Genomic DNA, 16,660 nt, shown 5'->3' on the forward strand with positions numbered 1-16,660 from the left:
GCAGCGCACGAAGCAAGCAGACGAAAGGGAAGGCGAGCCATGTCGCGCCATGTGCTGACGGTGTGCCAGGAGCAGGGGGCCGGCGGCACCTACCGCACGATCGGCGAGGCCCTGGAGGCCGCCCGCCCCGGGGCGGTGATCTCGGTCCGCCCCGGGCGGTACGAGGAGAACCTGGTGATCACCAAGATGGTCACCATCGCCGCCGAGGACGTCCGCGGCACCGTCCGGATCAGCCCGCGCCGCGGCTGCGTGGTCCAGGTGGTGGCCGAGGCCGTCCAGCTCACCGGCCTGGTGCTGCACGGCCAGGACGACGAGCTGCCCGCCGTCGACGTCCCGCGCGGCCAGGCCGCGCTGCAGGACTGCGAGGTGGTCGGCAACTCCTGGACCGCCGTGCTCACCCGCCAGCAGGGCGCCCTGGCCATGCGCGGCTGTCGGATCGTCAACTCGGCCGGCGCCGGGATCGTCGAGACCTCGACCGGCGCCAGCGTCATCGAGGACACCGTCATCGAACACCTCGGCACCTCCGCGCTGGTGATCGGCGAGAACGCCAACCCCGTGGTGCGCAACTGCGTCATGCGCGACGCCCGCGGCAACGGCGTCTGCGCCAACGGCGAGGCCCGCGGCACCATCGAGGACTGCGAGATCTCCACCACCGACAAGCCGGCCGTCGCCCTGGAGGAGCACAGCACCACCCGCGTGCTGCGCACCGCCGTCCGCGACACCGTCCTCGGCTTCTACCTCAGCTCCGCCGCCCGGGTCGAGCTGGAGGACTGCACCGTCACCGCCACCACCGGTCACGGCTTCGTGCTCGGCAACGGCACCGACCCGCTGCTGCGCCGCTGCCGCGCGGTGCGCACCCGCGGCCACGGCATCCACGTCACCGGACGATCCCGCGGCACCTTCGAGGACTGCGAGGTCAGCGGCGCCGAGACGGTCGGCGTGCACGTCGACGACTTCGCCGGACCGGTGCTGACCGGGCTCGCGGTGCGCGACTGCGGGGACACCGGCGTCGACCTCGGCGGGGAGAGCGCCGCCGAACTGGTCCGGCTGGAGGTCGTCGACGCCGGCGGCGCCGGGGTGCGGATCGGCGACGGCGCCAACCCGCTGCTGCGCCGGATCACCGTCACCTCCGCGCGCGGCAACGGCGTCGAGGCCGTCCGGGACGGCCGCGGCCGGCTGGAGGACTCCACCGTGCTGGCGGCCGGCCGCGTCGGCGTGCTGATCGAGGACGGCGCCAACACCTTCGTCGGCGGCACCACCGTGCGCGGCGCCGAGGGCGACGGCGTCCGGGTCGGCGCGAGCGGCGTGGCCACCCTGCGGGACTGCGAGGTGGCCGACTCCACCGGGGACGGCCTCGCCGTCGAGGAGGGCGGCGAACTGACCTGCACCCGGGTCCGGGCCCGGGCCAACGGCCGGCACGGCGTCCGGATCGGCGTCGGCGCCCGCGCCGTGCTCGGCCGGCTGGAGGCGCTGGACAACGCGGCGGACGGCATCCGGGTCGACTCCACCGACGCCGTCCGGGCCACCGACTGCACCGTCACCGGCAACCGCGGCTCCGGCCTGCGCCAGACCACCCCCAGCACCCGGCTGTCGGTGGAGAACCTGCAGAGCCGGGAGAACGGCTACCCCGACGCCCACGGCTCGGCGAGCGCCGACGCCGGGTCGCCGCGCCCGGCCGCGGCCGAGGTGGTGGCGGGGGAGCCGGGTGGGCCCGCCGAGGCGGAGCAGGCCGGGCCGGCCCCGGCCGCCGTGCCGCGCGGCCCGCTGGAGGTGCTGGAGGCGCTGGTCGGCCTCGCCGCCGTGAAGGAACAGGTCGCCACCCTGGTCAACCTCAACCGGCTGGCCCGGCGGCGCGAACTCGCCGGGATGCCGGCCCTTCCGATGAGCCGGCACCTGATCTTCGCCGGGCCGCCCGGCACCGGCAAGACCACCGTCGCCCGGCTCTACGGCTCGATCCTGGCCGAACTCGGGGTGCTGCGCAGCGGGCACCTGACCGAGGTCGCCCGGGCCGACCTGGTCGCCGCGATCGTCGGCGGCACCGCGCTGAAGACCACCGAGGTGTTCAACGAGGCGCTCGGCGGGGTGCTGTTCATCGACGAGGCGTACACCCTGTCGGCCGGATCCGGCGGCACCGGGCCGGACTTCGGCCGGGAGGCGATCGACACCCTGGTCAAGCTGATGGAGGACCACCGCGACGACGTGGTGGTGATCGTGGCCGGCTACTCCGCCGAGATGACCGACTTCCTGGCCTCCAACCCCGGTCTGGCCTCCCGGTTCAGCCGGACCGTCGAGTTCGCCAACTACGCGGTGGACGAGCTGGTCACCATCGTCGGGACGGCGGCCTCCGGGCACGGCTACGAACTCGCCGACGGCACCCGGGAAGCGCTCACCACGCTCTTCGAACGGATGCCGAAGGGGCCGGACTTCGGCAACGGGCGGGCGGCCCGCAAGGTCTTCGAGGAGATGGTCGACCGGCAGGCCACCCGGCTCGCCACCCAGCCCGAGATCGCCGACGAGGACCTCGCGGTGCTGGTCGCGGCCGACACCGGGATGGTGGACGCCGCCCCTGCCCGGGCCGTCGACAGCACCGAGATCCTCGCCGAACTGCGGGCGATGGTCGGCCTCCCGGCCGCCAAGGAACAGGTCGAGGACCTGGTCAACCTGATCACCCAGGTCCGCCGCCGCGAGGAGGCCGGCCTGCCGACCGCCGCGATCAGCCACCACCTGGTCTTCGCCGGGCCGCCCGGCACCGGCAAGACCACCGTCGCCCGGCTCTACGGGCGGCTGCTCGCCGAACTCGGCGTGCTGCCCACCGGCCAGCTGGTCGAGACCGCCCGCGCCGACCTGGTCGGCCGCTACGTCGGCCACACCGCCCAGCTCACCAAGGAGGCCTTCGAACGGGCCCGCGGCGGTGTGCTGTTCGTCGACGAGGCGTACACCCTCACCCCGCGCGGCGGCGCCGGCAACGACTTCGGCCAGGAGGCGGTGGACACCCTGATGAAGCTGATGGAGGACCACCGCGACGAGGTGGTGGTGATCGTGGCCGGCTACGAGGACGAGATGGACGGCTTCCTCGCCTCCAACCCGGGCCTGGCCTCCCGCTTCTCCCGGCGGATCGAGTTCGGGCACTACACCGACGAGGAACTCGTCACCATCGTCGGGCTGCACGCCGAGAAGGCCGGCTACGTCCTGACGCCGGACACCGTCGACGCCCTCACCGCGGCCTTCACCGCGATGCCGCGCGACCGCACCTTCGGCAACGGCCGCACCGCCCGGCAGACCCTGGAGGGCATGATCACCCGGCAGGCCGGCCGGCTCAGCCGCCTGGACGTCTCCGACCTGGCCGACCTCAGCCTGCTCCTGCCCCAGGACGTCGCCCCGGCACGGTCGGGCAGCGCGGTGTGAGCGGGCTGCGGCGCGCGGCCGGGACCGTGGTGGCCGGGGCGCTGACGGCGGGGGTGCTGGCCGCGGGCGTCGCCCCGGTGGCGGGGGCCGCGCCGACGCCGACGGCGTCCGGGGGGTCGACGGCTCCGCCGGAGGTGACCCAGGCCCGGCCGGACGTGCAGAAGAACGGCTGTCTGCAGCCCTCGGACCGGCCCGCCGACGGCGCCGGGTGGGCCCGGGCGGAGCTGCGCCCCGAGGGCGCCTGGCCGGTGAGCCGGGGGGCGGGCGTGACGGTCGCGGTGATCGGCTCCGGCGTGGACGCCGGGGCGCCGGCCCTGGCCGGGCGGTTGCAGCTCGGGCCCCGGCTGTACGGCTCCGGCGACGCCGGCCGCGACTGCGTGGGCTACGGCACCTTCGCGGCCGGGCTGGTGGCCGGGCGCGGCACCGACGGCGCCCCGGCCGGGCTGGCCCCCGACGCCCGGGTGCTGGCGGTGGCGGTCACCGACGACGCCGGGTCCACCACCCCGGACCTGCTGGGGGCCGGGATCCGCGCGGCCGTCGACCGGGGCGCGCGGGTGATCGCGGTCGTGGTGCCCGTCCCCGGGCCGAGCGACGCGCTCTCCGCGGCGGTCGGGTACGCGGCGGCGCGCGGCGCGCTGCTGGTCGCCCCGGTCGGCCCGGACACCCGGGGGACCGGCGGCGCGCCGGTGTTCCCCGCCTCCTACCCGGGGGTGCTCGCCGTCTCCGCCGCCGGCGCGGGCGGCGCCGCCGCCGGGGGCGTCCCGGACGGGCGGGTGGACCTCTCCGCGCCCGGCCAGGCGGTGACCGGACCCGGCCCCGGCGGCGGCGTGTTCACGGCCTCCGGCCCCGGCTGCGCCACCGCCTACGTGGCCGGTGCGGCCGCCCTGGTCCTCGCCCAACGCCCGGAACTCACCCCGGAGCAGCTCACCCGTCGGCTGGAGGCCACCGCCTACCATCCGGGCACCCGGATGCCGGACCCCTCGGTCGGCTACGGCGAGGTGGATCCGGTGGCGGCCGTGACCGCCTCCTGGCCCACCGCGGCGCCCGCCCCGGCGGCGGCCGCGCCGCTGGTGATCCCGCCGGGCCCGGACGGTTCGGGGCACCGGCGCGCCCTGGCGGTGGCGGGCGGCAGCGCGGGCCTGGTGCTGCTGATCGGCCTCGGCGGGCTGGCCGCCCGGCTCGGCCCTCGGCGGACGGCCGCGACCGGCCCGTCGGGGCCGGCGGTGCGCGGCTCCGGCGGCTCGCGCGGCTGAGGGCCCCGGGCGCGGGCGGAGGCGCCCGGTACGCCGTCCACCGTCGTCCGCCCGATCGGCGACGTCGGATCGGCCATCACGTCACGAAGTGCTGAACATCCGGAAGCAAGTTATCCGTTCAACTACACGACAGGACGAACGGAACGGCCCTGGTCCACGGGCCGGGCGGACGGATGAGGCGGGATCCGATGGCGAGGACGACGGTCACGGTGGCGGGGCGGGGCGACGAGGAGACGGCGCGGCGGCTGATCGGCTCCTGGCTGGCCCAGGAGCCCGGGTGGGAGGACGCCCCGGACTGCGCTGCGGACGCGGCGGCGCCGAGCGGCTGGAGCGTGCCGCCGGCGTCCGTGCGGGAGGTGCTGGCGGTGGCTCGAAGACTGGCCGTGCAGGGCCTGGCCGGGCGGCCGTGGCCGGTACCGACCGCCGCGGAACTGCTGCTCGCCCGGGGCCTGGTGGTCGACGAGCACCCGTCCGCGGCCGGCTGGAGCGAGCGCGAGCGGGCCGAACTCGGCGGTTGGGTGGCGGTGCTGGTCCGGCGCTTCGGGGAGGCGGGTGTGCAGCGGCTCACCGCGGCGCTGGCGGCCCGTCGCTGACGTCGGCGGCCGGGGTCCGCCAACGCGGGCCGGGGTGCCTCGAAGGTCCGCCAAAGTCCGCCAACGTGAGGGGCGCGGAGGTCGTTGGTCGATCGTTGGGCGGAATTTGGCGGCGGCTGGAACGGTGATCCCGTCAGGGCGAGGCCCCGGGGACCGACACCGAACAGAACCCCGCCGCTCCTCGCCGACGCCGTAGTACCGGAGCGAAGGACAGAGCCGTGGCCGTGGAAGCCGCCGCTTCCCCCGAAGGCGCCCCGCAGGGCACCGACCAGCCCGCGCGGGGCCGTGCGACCCTGGACCAGGACACCCTGGCGGAGCTGTACCGCCTGCACGGCCCGTACCTGATGCGGGCCCTGCTGAGAGTCACCAGCGGTGACCGCGGCAAGGCCGAGGACATTCTCCAGGAGACCCTGCTGCGGGCCTGGCAGAACCCGGCCGCCATCGAGCGGGGCCTCGAACAGAGCCGCCCGTGGCTGTTCACGGTGGCCCGCCGGATCGCGATCGACCACTACCGGATGGCCTCCGCGCGGGTCCAGGAGGTGGCCGACGAGGCCCCCGACGAGCGCCCCGCCACCCATGACGCGTACGACCAGGCGCTCGCCGCCCGGGACTTGGAGATCGCGCTGGCCGAGCTCCAGCCGCACCACCGCGAGGTGCTGGTGGAGCTGCACCTGCGGGGCCGGTCGATGGTCGAGGCGGCGCAGGTGCTGGGCGTGGCGGTGGGGACGGTGAAGTCCCGCAGCTTCTACGCCGTACGGGCGCTGCGGCCGATCCTGGAGGCGCGGGGGATCGGCGTCGCGGTCTGATCCCCGGCCTCGCACTCGATCACCGCGATCCGCGCCCCGAGCTCGGCGGCGCTCCGGGTGTCGCCCGAACGCCGGTAGAACTCCCGTGCCCGGCGCAGGCGTTCGGCCGCCTCCGGGGGTCGGTCGGTGGCCAGCAGGAAGTCCGCGTAGTGCTGTTCGACCGCGGCCTCCAGGTGCAGCGCCCCGCTGGCCCGGCAGCGGTCCGCCGCCTCCAGCCAGCCCTGCTCGGACTCGGCGGTCCGGCCGAGGAGTTGGAGGGCGTACGCCTCGTCGGCGAGCGCGAACAGGTGGAAGGTGGCGTGCGGGTGCGCGGCGAGCAGGCGGCGGGCCTCGCGGGCGTGCCGCAGCGCGGTCGTGCCGTCGCCGGCCTGGGCGGCCAGCGTGGCGGCGTTGCTCAGCACGGCCGCGCCGTGCTCGTGCAGGCCGAGGACGTCCAGCCGGCGCAGGGTGGCGTCGGAGAGCCGCAGCCCCTCGGCGAGTTCGCCGTGGTCGGCGAGGGCGACCGCCAGCACCGCCATGGTGTAGACCTGGGCCGGCCCGTAGTGCTCGGTGGTGCGGTCGGCGGCGCGGCGGGCCAGGGCGAGGGCCTCGACCGGGTGCCGCTTGCCGCTGAGCGCCCGCGCGGTGGCCGCCTCCACCAGGGCGATCGGGACCGGGTCGCCGGTTCGGGTGGCGGCGGTGAGGCCGTGCCGCAGGCAGTCGAGCCGGTCGGTGAGCCGGCCGGCCCCGAAGTAGAGGCAGTTGGCGAGGAAGGCGAGTTGCCAGGCGCGGTCGTGCTCGCCGGCCTCGGTGCCGGCCGCGACCAGCGCCCGGACGGTCGGCTCCTCTATCCGGAACCAGTCCAGGGCCGTCCGCACGTCCGGGAGTTCGGGCAGGACGGGGGGCGGAAATTCCACCGGCTGCTCGAACTCGGTGAGGTGCGGCTGGAGTCGGCCGGCGCCCGCCATCGCGGCGGCCAGGTAGTAGTCCAGCAGCCGGGTGAGCGCCGCGTGCCGCCGGGCGGGCCGGTCGCCGTCGAGCAACTCCCGGCTGTAGAGCCGGATCAGGTCGTGCCGGCCGTAGCGGCCGGGGGTGGTCTCGGTGAGCAGGTGGTGGGCGGCCAGCGCGCCGAGCGCGCCGCGGACCTCGGCGGGCGGGGCCTCCAGCAGTGCGGTGGCGGCCGGCACGTCGATCTCCGGGCCGGGGTGCACCGCCAGCAGCGGGACCAGCCGGGCGGCGGTCGGCGACAGCCGGCGCAGCGTGAGGTTGAGGGCGGAGCGCACGCTCACACCGCCCTGGGCGTCCAGGGCGGGCAGCCGGGTGCGGTCGTCCTCGGCCTCGGCCACCAGGTCGGCGACGGTCCAGGAGGGCTGGGCGGCCAGCCGGGCGGCGGCGATCCGCAGGGCGAGCGGCAGGTGGTCGCACAGTCCGGCCAGCCGCAGGGCGGCGGCGGGTTCGGCGGCCAGCCGGTCCTCGCCGAGCACCTGGGCGAGCAGCGCGAGGGCGTCCGCCTCGGGCAGCGCCTCCAGGCGCAGCAGGGCGGCGCCCTCGGTGACGATCAGGTCCTCCAAGGTGTGCCGGCTGGTCACCACGGTGGCGCAGCGCGGCCCGGCGGGCAGCAGTTCGGTGACGTCCTCGGCGCTGCGGGCGTTGTCGAGCAGCACCAGCAGCTCGCGCTCGGCGGTGAGCGTGCGGTAGAGGGCGCCGCGCCGGGCGTGGTCCTCGGGGATCTCGGCCTCGGCCAGTCCGAGGGCGCGCAGGAAGTGGGCGAGCACCTCGGCGGGTGCGCTGGGGTGGGCCGGGTCGAAGCCGCGCAGGTCGCAGTGGAGGGTGCCGTCCCGGAAGCCGCCGGCGGCGGTGTGGGCCCAGCGGACCACGGTCGCGGTCTTGCCGGCGCCGGCCGCGCCGACCACGACGGCCAGCGCGTGGTCGGGGCGCTCGGGGCCGCAGGCGTGGTCGAGCCAGCGCAGCTCGGCGGCGCGGCCGACGAAGCCGGCGGTGCGGCGGGGGAGCGGCGCGGTGGTGGGGCGCGGTGCGGGGACGGCCGGGTGGGGGAGGGGCGGCGGGGTGGGCGTCGGCGGGTCCGGCCGGGTCGGTTCGGCGGGGGCGGTGCGGCCGGACGCGGTCGGGGCGGGTGCGGCCGGGGCGGCTGCTGCGGCGGGCGTCGGTGTGCCGTGGTCGGTCACGGTCCACGGCGGGGTGGCGGTGTCGGCCGCGGCCGGTGCGTCGGCCAGCACGGTGGACAGCGCGGCCTGGAGCGCGGGGCCCGGGTGCAGGCCCAGTTCGGCCGCGAGCGCGGCGCGGGTGCCGTGGTAGAGCCGCAGCGCCTCGGCCGGGCGGCCGGCCTGGTGCAGGCAGCGCACCAACAGGGCGACGGTCGGCTCCTGGAGCCAGCCGGTGTGCAGGTGCTGTTCGAGGGCCGGGAGGGCGGCGGCGCCGTGGCCGGTGCGCAGCAGCCGTTCCGCCCGGTCGTGCAGCACCTGTTCGCGGACGCCGTCCAGCCGGTTGGCGAGGGTGCGGCGCTGCTCGGTGTCGGGCAGGTCGGCGAGGGCGGGGCCCTCCCACAGGTCGAGTGCCTCGCCGAGCAGGGCGGCCGCGGCGGTGTCGTCGGGTTCGGCGGCGGCGCGGGTGGTGAGGGCGGTGAGCCGGTGGAGGTCGACGGCCTCGCGGTCGCCGTCGAGGAGGTAGCCCGGGGCCTGGGTGTGCAGGGTGAGTCCGGTGCCGTGCAGCAGTTTGCGCAGGGCGGCGATGTGCCCCTGGAGCGCGGCCCTGGCCTGGGCCGGTGGTTCCTCGGCCCACATCAGGTCGTAGAACCGCTCGATGCGCACGCACCGGCCGAACTCCAGGCCCAGCAGGGCCAGGACCGCGCGGCGCTTGGCCCCGGTGATCGGCACGCTGCGGCCGTCCGCGGTGCTCAGCTCGGCGGGCCCGAGCAGCCGAATGCGCATGCGCTCCCCCCGTGTCTGCGGCGACCGGCGGAACTGCCGGGCCGGGCTATTCAACCATCTGGTCCAGGATGTGAGTCTACGCGCGTCGATCGACCGCGGGTGAGCACGGTCGAAGCGGCGGAGATGCCGTGGACATGGTAATCACAAGGTGAACTCCGTACGAACCTTGGGTGTTGCTCCTGGGGCTCCCGAGAGCCCTGAATCCCTTGCTGCGCTTGGTAGTTGTGTTTCTTTACCATTCGATCCGGGGGCTTGGACGAAGATCGGCCCGCTTCGTATTCTCGGCGCGTTCCGTCAAAACCTTCGGCCCTCGGGGAGTGAGTGTGCGCGTCCGGCTGCTGGGCCGAGTCGAACTCCATGACGAGCAGGGGCGCCCCGTCGCCCTGGCGGGTGCGCGCCGCAGAGCCGTGCTCACCCTGCTCGCCAGCGAGCTGAACGGCCACGTCCCGGTCGAGCGGCTGCTCGACACGGTCTGGGAGGGCGCGCCGCCGCCCACCGCCCGCGCCGCCCTCCAGGGGCACGTCTCCGCCGTCCGGCGCGGCCTCGGCGAAGGGCTGACCCTGGTCACCCGGGCCCAGGGCTACGTCCTGATCGGCGAGCCCGAGCTGGTCGACGCCAAGCGCTTCGACCAGCTCGCCGCCGCCGCCGAGGAGACCACCGACGCCGAACGCGCCGCCGCCCTGCTGCGCGAGGCCCTCGGCCTGTGGGACGGACCCGCCCTCACCGACTGCGGCTCCGCGACCCTCACCGCGACCACCGGCCGCCGCCTCGACACCGCCCGCGCCCACGCCGTCGAGCGGCTCGCCGAACGCCTGCTGACCCTCGGCCGCGGCGCGGAGGCACTCGACGACCTCCGGACGGCCGTCAGCGCCGACCCGCTGCGCGAACCCACCGCCGCCCTGCTGGTCCGCTGCCTCCACCAGGCCGGCCGGGCCGCCGACGCCCGCGCCGCCCACGACCGCGCCCAGGCCCGGCTGGCCGCCCACGGCCTGACGCCCGGCCACCTGCTGCGCCGGGCCGGCCAGGCCGCCGACCCGCCGGCGGCGTCGGGCGGGGGTGTCGTCGAGCGTCTTGAGCGCACCGACCCTTCCGACCGTTCCGACCGCACCGAGCGGGCCGACCGTTCCGAGCGGGCCGCCGGACCCGCCGACGCGCTGCCCCGGCCGGGCACCGCCCTGGTCGGGCGGGCCGCCGAACTGCGCCGCCTGGACGAGGCCGCCTGCCGCGCCGACGGGCGGCCCGTCCTGGTCACCGGGGTCGCCGGGGCCGGAAAGAGCAGCCTCGTCCTGCACTGGGCCCACGCCCGGGCCGACCGCTTCCCCGACGGCCGGATCCACCTCGACCTGCGCGGCTTCGGCGAGGAGGAACCCCTCACCGCCGGCGCCGCCCTCACCCTCCTGCTCACCCGCCTGGGCGTGCCCGCCGCCGAGGTGCCCGAGGACCCGGCCCGGGCCGGCGCCCTGTTCCGGCGGCTGACCGAAGGGCGGCAGCTGCTGCTCGTCCTGGACGGCGCCCGCTCCGCCGAGCAGGTCGAACCCCTGCTGCCCGGCGCCCCCGAACCGGTCGTCGTGGTCACCAGCCGCTCCCGGCTGACCGACCTCGTCGTCCGCGAGGCCGCCATCCCGCTGCCGGTCGGCGGCCTCTCCGAGGAGGAGGCCGTCGACCTGCTCGGCCGGATCGCCGGACCCGAACGGATCACCGCCGAGCCCGCCGCCGCCCGCCGCCTCGCCGCCCTCTGCGACCGGCTGCCGCTCGCCCTGCGGGTGGCCGGTGCCCGGCTCGCCTCCCGGCCGGCCTGGAGCCTCGGCGACCTCGTGCACGAGATGTCCGACCGGACCACCGGGCTCTCCGCCCTCGCCACCGGCGGCACCCTCGGCATCGCGGCCGCCCTCGGCCGGACCGTCCGCGCCCTGCCCGACGAGGCCCGCCGCCTCTTCACCCTCTCCGGGCTGCACCCCGGCGGGACCCTGGACAGCGCGGCCGCCGCCGCCCTGGCCGGCGTCCCCCGCGCCCGCGCCCGCGAACTCCTCGCCGAACTCGACGCGGCCCACCTGGTCCAGGAATCCTCCCCCGGCCGCTTCCGCGGCGACCGGCTGGCCGGCCTCTACGCCGCCGAGCTCGCCGCCGAACTCCCCACCCAGGAGCGGGCCGAGGCCACCCGCCGCCTGCTCGACCACGCCGTCGACGAGGCCACCGCGGCGCTGGAACGCCTCACCGCCGTCGTCCCGACCCGGTGCCTCTCGGCCCGCGCCTTCGAAACCGCCCAGCAGGCACTGGAGTTGGCCCGGAGCCTGGTCGACGGCCTGGCCCTGCAGATGGCCGGCCGGGCGGCCGCGGGGAGCGGTCCGGAAGGCCTGCTCGACCGGCTGAGCCGCACCCTCGCCGAGGCCTGCCGCGGCCCGGGCACCGGTGCGGAGGGGGCGGAGCCGCCCCACGACCACCCGCAGGAGAACGCGACGCACCGCCCGGCCCACCCGGAGCACCCGGTCCACGGGCACGCGCACGGTGAGCAGGGCCGCGGTCCCGCGGACCACGACGGGCCGGAGTGCGGGGAGGCCGATCTGATGGACCGGTTGCTCGCCGACCTGCTACGGAGCACACCCGTGGTGAGATGGGCGGAACGGCCCCCGGGGGCCCGGGCGGTGGACGCACGGGTGCCGGGCCAGCGGCTCCCGGGCCCGCGGGCGGAGGGGGCGGCTGCGCCGGGCCGGTGAGCGGGCACCGGGTGGAGCGGTCGGGCGGTGGGGTGGCGGTCCGCCCGGCCGTGTGCCGTTCCGCCGAGGAACCGTTCCGCGGAGGAACCGTTCCGTCGCTGAACCGTTCCGCTGAGGAACCGTTTCGCTCGACGGTGAACCGGGCGGGGGCGGTGGGCCGTATCCCCCGGCGAGAAATCCCCGCGGGCGGCGGTGGGTCCGGACGGACCGGGTGTCGGCCGGTGTCCGCGGGGGTGTGTCGAACCGGACCCCGAGCAGCCGGTCCCGGTCCCCGTTCCAGCTCAGGAGAGCCCCTGCCATGCCCAGACACCGGCTCAGCCGCCGCCGTCGGATCGCCGCCGCAGCCACCGCGATCGCGGCCGGCGGCGTCCTGATCGTCGCGCAGAACGACGCCCCGGCCGCCGCCACCGACCCGGTCGGCCTCAACGCCGCCTACGAGTACCTGGGTTGGGGTGACGCCCAGGATCCGGTCGCGGTGATGAAGGCGACCGGGCTCAAGCAGTTCACCCTCGCCTTCCTGCTCGCCGGGCAGGGCTGCGACCCGCTCTGGGACGGCCAGCGGCCGCTGACCGGCAAGGACGACGAGGCGAAGATCAAGGCGATCCGCGCGGCCGGCGGCGACGTGGTCGCCTCCTTCGGCGGGTGGGACGGCGCCAAGCTCGGCGAGAAGTGCGCCGACTCCACCCAACTCGCCGCCGCCTACCAGAAGGTGATCGACGCCTACCAGCTGAAGGCGATCGACATCGACATCGAGTCCACCGAGCTGGAGAGCGCCGACGCCCGGCAGCGGGTGGTCGAGGCGCTCGGCGCGGTGAAGGCGAAGAACCCGGGCCTGCGGGTCTACCTGACCTTCAGCAGCGAGCTGAACGGCCCGGACGCCTCCGGTGCCGACCTGATCGCCCGGGCGGCCAAGGCCAAGCTGGAGGTGGACGGTTGGGTGGTGATGCCGTTCGACTTCGACAGCCACCCCGGCACCATGGTCGACGCCACCGTCTCCGCCCTCACCGGCCTCCAGCAGGCCCTGGTCAAGGCCTACGGCTACGACGCGGACACCGCCTGGCGGCACACCGGCCTGTCGTCCATGAGCGGGCGCTCCGACAGCAAGGACGAGGTGGTGACCCCGGCGGACTTCGGCGCCATGCGGGACTTCGCCGCCACCCACCACCTCGCCCGCTTCACCTACTGGGCCGTCAACCGGGACCGCTCCTGCGCCGGGGCGTTCACCGCGGAGAGCTCCTCGGCCTGTGGCGGGATCCAGCAGGACCCGTACGCGTTCACCAAGATCGTGGCCGGCTACCACGTCGACTCCGCGCCCACGGGGCCGGTCGGCGGCTCCACCTGCCCGGGCCCGAAGCCCCCGACCGGCGTCACCACCACCGCGAAGCCCGCGGACGACGGCGAGTCGCCCGTGCCGGGCGCCTCGCCCTCCCCGGGGGCCACCCGCCTCCAGGCCCGGCGCGCCGCGACCAGGGTCCCGGCCACGCCCGGCGAGTCCGCCGACCCGACGGACGACGCCTCCGACGCCCCCTCGGAGAGCCCGAAGGCGGACCGGCCCAAGCACGGGGACGCCAAGCCCACCGAGGCGCACACCACCCGGACCCGTACGGCCCCCGCGCCGGACCCGGCGACGCCCGCCGCGGACTGCACCTCGCCCGCTGCCCCGGCGCCCGCCCCGTCCACGCCGAGCGGCCCGGGCACGGGCACCGGTACCGCCCAGCCGAGCCAGGCCCCGAGCCAGGCCCCGAGCCAGGCCCCGAGTCAGGTCCCGAGTCAGGTCCCGAGCCATGCCCCGACCCAGGTCCCGACCGGCGGCTGGACGCCCCCGCCCACCGGCACCGCCGACGCCCCCGAGCCGACCGACGAGACCACCACGGTGATCCCGGCCCCGGCCGACACCCAGGCGTCCGCACGAACGACCTCCGCCGCACCCGCCGTCGCCGCCGCCCCGGCGGCCACCTCCGAGGCGGCCGACACCCGTACCGGCCAGGCGCTGGCGCACACCGGCGGCGGTGACGCGACCGGCGTGCTGATGGAGGGGGCGGGCGCCCTGCTGCTGCTCGGCGGCGGCTTCGGCATGGTCGGCACCCGCCGTCGCCGGGAGGCCGAGCGGGCCCAGTGACGGCCGCGCCGTCCCAGGAGCATCCCTGGGACGGCCCGGGGACGGCCCGGGGACGGGAGGTGGTCGGCCGGGCAGGCTCAACCGGTCGGGGTCGGGGCGGAGTTCGCGGACGGGCCCCGGCCCCGGGAAGGACGGGTTCCGGCCCGACGGGGTCTCACACTCGGGCGGACGGGTGTCCCACCGTGCAGGCAGGCGCCGTGAGACGCCGTCCGGCGGCGGATGGGACGGCAGAGGTCTCCCGTCCGGGCGGTGGAGTGGGGCACAGTTCTGCCGACGAACCATCACGCCCTTGGAGATCCCGCTATGAAGACCCTCCTCCCCGCCCGGCGTCGGCTGTCGCTGGGCCTGGCCCTGGCCGCCGCGGTGACCGGCGTCGGCGCGTACACCGCCTCGACCGCCTCCGCCGCGACCGCGCCGACCCCGATACCGCTCACCTCCCCGTCCTGCCCGGCCACCATCCAGCAGGGGGAGGCCGACGGTTGCGTCACCCAGCTCCAGGCGGAGCTCAACCTGACCGGCGCGACCCTCACCGTGGACGGGCAGTTCGGTCCGGCCACCGGCACCGCCGTGCGCACCTTCCAGACCGCGCACCACCTGACCGCGGACGGCCTCGTCGGCCCGGCCACCAAGACGGCGCTCGACGCGGCGGCGGCCGCCGCCTCCGGCACGGTGGACCTGCGCACCCAGTGCGGCACCCTGCGGACCGGCGCCACCGGCCAGTGCGTCTCGACCCTGCAGACCCTGCTGAACACCTTCAACGCGGGCCGCCTCGTCGTGGACGGGCAGTTCGGTCAGGCCACCGACACCGCCGTGCGCAACTTCCAGGCCGCGCACGGCCTGACCATCGACGGCATCGTCGGAACGGGCGTCAAGACCGCCCTCTACGGCAGCACCCCGACCCCGCTGCCCAGCGGCCCGATCAACTCCACCAAGGTGCTGAACGCGGCCAAGTCCTACCTGGGCCTCCCGTACGTGTGGGGCGGCGGCCACTCGCTGCGCGGTGAAGGCCCCGGCCCGTCGCTGGGCACCTGCGACGGCTACACCGGCTCGATCCAGCCCTGCCCGGCCGACACCACCGTCGGCTTCGACTGTTCGGGCTTCGTCCGCGCGGCCTTCTGGTTCGGCGCCGGCATCGACCTCGCCAACGGCGGCGACACCACCGAGCAGACCCTGGACAAGCACCTCACCCGGATCACCGAGGCCCAGCGCCAGCCCGGCGACGTGGAGTACTTCGGCACGGACGCGCACAACACCGTGCACGTCGTCCTCTACGCCGGCACGGACTCGGTCACCGGCGCGGACATGATGTACGAGGCCAAGGAGACGGGCACCAACGTGCACTACGTCCCCCTGCGCACCGGCGGCTACTGGTACCACGTCACGGCCTGACCGTACGGACACCGGCGCGGGTGACGGCAGCGGCCGTCACCCGCGCCGGTGTCCGTGTCCGGACCTCGCGGGACAGAACACCTAGCCCTGGCAGGTGACCCGGACGGCCGCCGCGGCGAGGTGGGCGTGGGTGGGCTGGCCGGAGCCGGTCCAGTCCTGGCCCCGGTTGTGGAGGCGGACGGCGAGCGGGCCGCCCTGGGGGCGGAAGGTGCCGGCGTCCACCCAGCCGCCGCGCCGGCCGACCTGGTCGACGTCGAAGGCGCCCAGGTCGGCGCCGGACGGGCCGGCCACGGTGTAGTGGGCGGGGGCGCCGCCGACCTGCTGGACGGACGAGGAGTCCGGCACGTAGACGGCGACCGCGCAGCTCGCCGAACCGGGGCCGACGTCGAAGGTCCACAGCGCGGAGGTGCTGTTGTCGTCCTTGGCGCGGTCGCCGGACATCGGCACCGCGTCGTACTGGCCGCTGCACGAATCGCCGCCGTGGCCGCCGCTGTTGACGGTCACCCAGCCGTCCACGCCCTGGCGGAACGCGCCGATCTGCTGGTAGCGCCCGCCCGGGCCGGAGCAGCCGGGGCCGGCCACCGCCCGGAAGCCGACCGCGGGCGGCGGGGCCGGGGCGGGGGCCGGCGGGGCCGTCGCGGTGGGTGCGGCGGGGGCGGGCGGGGCCGGGGCGGCCGAGGGGGTGGCCGGGGCGGCGCTGGAGCGGGAGGGCGCCGCCGTGGGCGAGGGGGTGGTGCTCGGGCTCTCGGTCGCGGTGGCGGAGGGGCTCTCGGACGGGGTCGGGGAGGCGGAGGCGGACGCGTCGGTCGGGGAGGCGGTCGGCGGGTGCGCCCGGCCGTGGGTGCCGTAGGGCGAGCGGCCGGTGGGCGCCGCGGCGGCGGCCGGGTCGCCGGTGCCGCCGGCGTCCGGCTTCAGGAACGGCGCGATCAGCAGCAGCACGGCGCCGACGGCCATCGATCCGGCCATCGCCACCCGCCGGCCGTCCCAGCGGGACCGGTCGCCCAGGGCGCGCAGGCCTCCGGACAGCCGGGCGGTGACCACGTCGACGGCCGCGCGCAGCCGTTCGGCGGCGGTGGGGCGGGGTGGTTCCGGCTCCTCCTCGGTGACCCAGGGCAGTTGCAGGCCGGGGCCCCGGACGGGCTCCTCCGAGTACTCGGTCATCGGGGGCCTCCGGCGAGGGCGGTGACGGTGTCGGGGACGGACGGGTCGGCCAGCGGAGCCCGTACCCCCGTGCGGGTCGGCCCGGACTGCTGCCGGGCCGGGGTGTCGGCCGCGGCGGGCCCGGCGAAGGCGCCGACCGGGTGCGGCCGGGCGGGCGCGGACGGGGTCGCCGGGACGTGAACCGCCAGGAGTGCCGTCGCGGCGAGGCCGACGGCCGCCGCGCCGCAGACCAGGTGCGCCCGCCGCGGTGATTCGGTACTGGTCACGTGCTCTCTCCCCGGGTGACGGTGTTC

General features: G+C 76.8%; 10 protein-coding genes. 7 read left to right on the plus strand and 3 right to left on the minus strand.

Annotated elements, in window-relative coordinates; all coding sequences use genetic code 11:
- Nucleotides 1–39 precede the first annotated feature (39 nt).
- The 4 genes from ACIP4P_RS03975 to ACIP4P_RS03990 all read left to right on the plus strand — a co-directional run bounded on the left by ACIP4P_RS03975 (nucleotide 40) and on the right by ACIP4P_RS03990 (nucleotide 6,057).
- Nucleotides 40–3,405 (plus strand): right-handed parallel beta-helix repeat-containing protein, encoded by a 3,366-nt coding sequence (locus ACIP4P_RS03975; RefSeq protein WP_400914495.1) that lies wholly within the window; start codon nucleotides 40–42, stop codon nucleotides 3,403–3,405.
- Nucleotides 3,402–4,658, plus strand: coding sequence for a S8 family serine peptidase (locus tag ACIP4P_RS03980; RefSeq protein WP_400914497.1), 1,257 nt, complete (start codon nucleotides 3,402–3,404; stop codon nucleotides 4,656–4,658). Before ACIP4P_RS03975 ends, ACIP4P_RS03980 begins: the two co-directional genes overlap by 4 nt.
- 188 nt (nucleotides 4,659–4,846) lie before the next feature.
- A complete protein-coding gene (locus ACIP4P_RS03985; RefSeq protein WP_400914499.1) occupies nucleotides 4,847–5,251 on the plus strand; it encodes a hypothetical protein in 405 nt (134 codons plus the stop codon).
- Nucleotides 5,252–5,469: 218 nt separating this feature from the next.
- Nucleotides 5,470–6,057 (plus strand): sigma-70 family RNA polymerase sigma factor, encoded by a 588-nt coding sequence (locus ACIP4P_RS03990; protein ID WP_400914501.1) that lies wholly within the window; start codon nucleotides 5,470–5,472, stop codon nucleotides 6,055–6,057.
- Here the strand turns inward: ACIP4P_RS03990 and ACIP4P_RS03995 are convergent.
- Nucleotides 5,997–8,984 carry a BTAD domain-containing putative transcriptional regulator gene (locus ACIP4P_RS03995; RefSeq protein WP_400914502.1) on the minus strand — a complete coding sequence of 996 codons (2,988 nt, stop codon included), beginning with the start codon at nucleotides 8,982–8,984 and terminating at the stop codon, nucleotides 5,997–5,999. The two genes, ACIP4P_RS03990 and ACIP4P_RS03995, sit on opposite strands and share 61 nt — an antisense overlap.
- Nucleotides 8,985–9,307: 323 nt before the next feature.
- Here ACIP4P_RS03995 and ACIP4P_RS04000 point away from each other — a divergent pair, with 323 nt between their 5' ends.
- From ACIP4P_RS04000 to ACIP4P_RS04010, 3 genes are all read left to right on the plus strand, one after another.
- A complete protein-coding gene (locus tag ACIP4P_RS04000; protein WP_400914504.1) occupies nucleotides 9,308–11,698 on the plus strand; it encodes a BTAD domain-containing putative transcriptional regulator in 2,391 nt (796 codons plus the stop codon).
- Between the two features lie 298 nt (nucleotides 11,699–11,996).
- Nucleotides 11,997–13,817: a hypothetical protein gene (locus ACIP4P_RS04005; protein ID WP_400914506.1), complete on the plus strand. Its 1,821-nt coding sequence runs from the start codon at nucleotides 11,997–11,999 to the stop codon at nucleotides 13,815–13,817.
- 303 nt (nucleotides 13,818–14,120) lie between these two features.
- Nucleotides 14,121–15,206 (plus strand): peptidoglycan-binding protein, encoded by a 1,086-nt coding sequence (locus tag ACIP4P_RS04010; protein ID WP_400914508.1) that lies wholly within the window; start codon nucleotides 14,121–14,123, stop codon nucleotides 15,204–15,206.
- Between the two features lie 81 nt (nucleotides 15,207–15,287).
- Here ACIP4P_RS04010 and ACIP4P_RS04015 read toward each other — a convergent pair whose 3' ends face one another.
- Nucleotides 15,288–16,367, minus strand: a complete 1,080-nt coding sequence (locus ACIP4P_RS04015; protein WP_400914510.1) for a hypothetical protein — start codon at nucleotides 16,365–16,367, stop codon at nucleotides 15,288–15,290.
- On the minus strand, nucleotides 16,364–16,633 hold the full coding sequence (locus tag ACIP4P_RS04020) for a hypothetical protein (RefSeq protein WP_400914512.1): 270 nt from the start codon (nucleotides 16,631–16,633) through the stop codon (nucleotides 16,364–16,366). Before ACIP4P_RS04020 ends, ACIP4P_RS04015 begins: the two co-directional genes overlap by 4 nt.
- Nucleotides 16,634–16,660: the final 27 nt, after the last annotated feature.

The sequence above is a fragment of the Kitasatospora sp. NPDC089509 genome (genome assembly GCF_044749365.1).
Lineage (GTDB): Bacteria > Actinomycetota > Actinomycetes > Streptomycetales > Streptomycetaceae > Kitasatospora.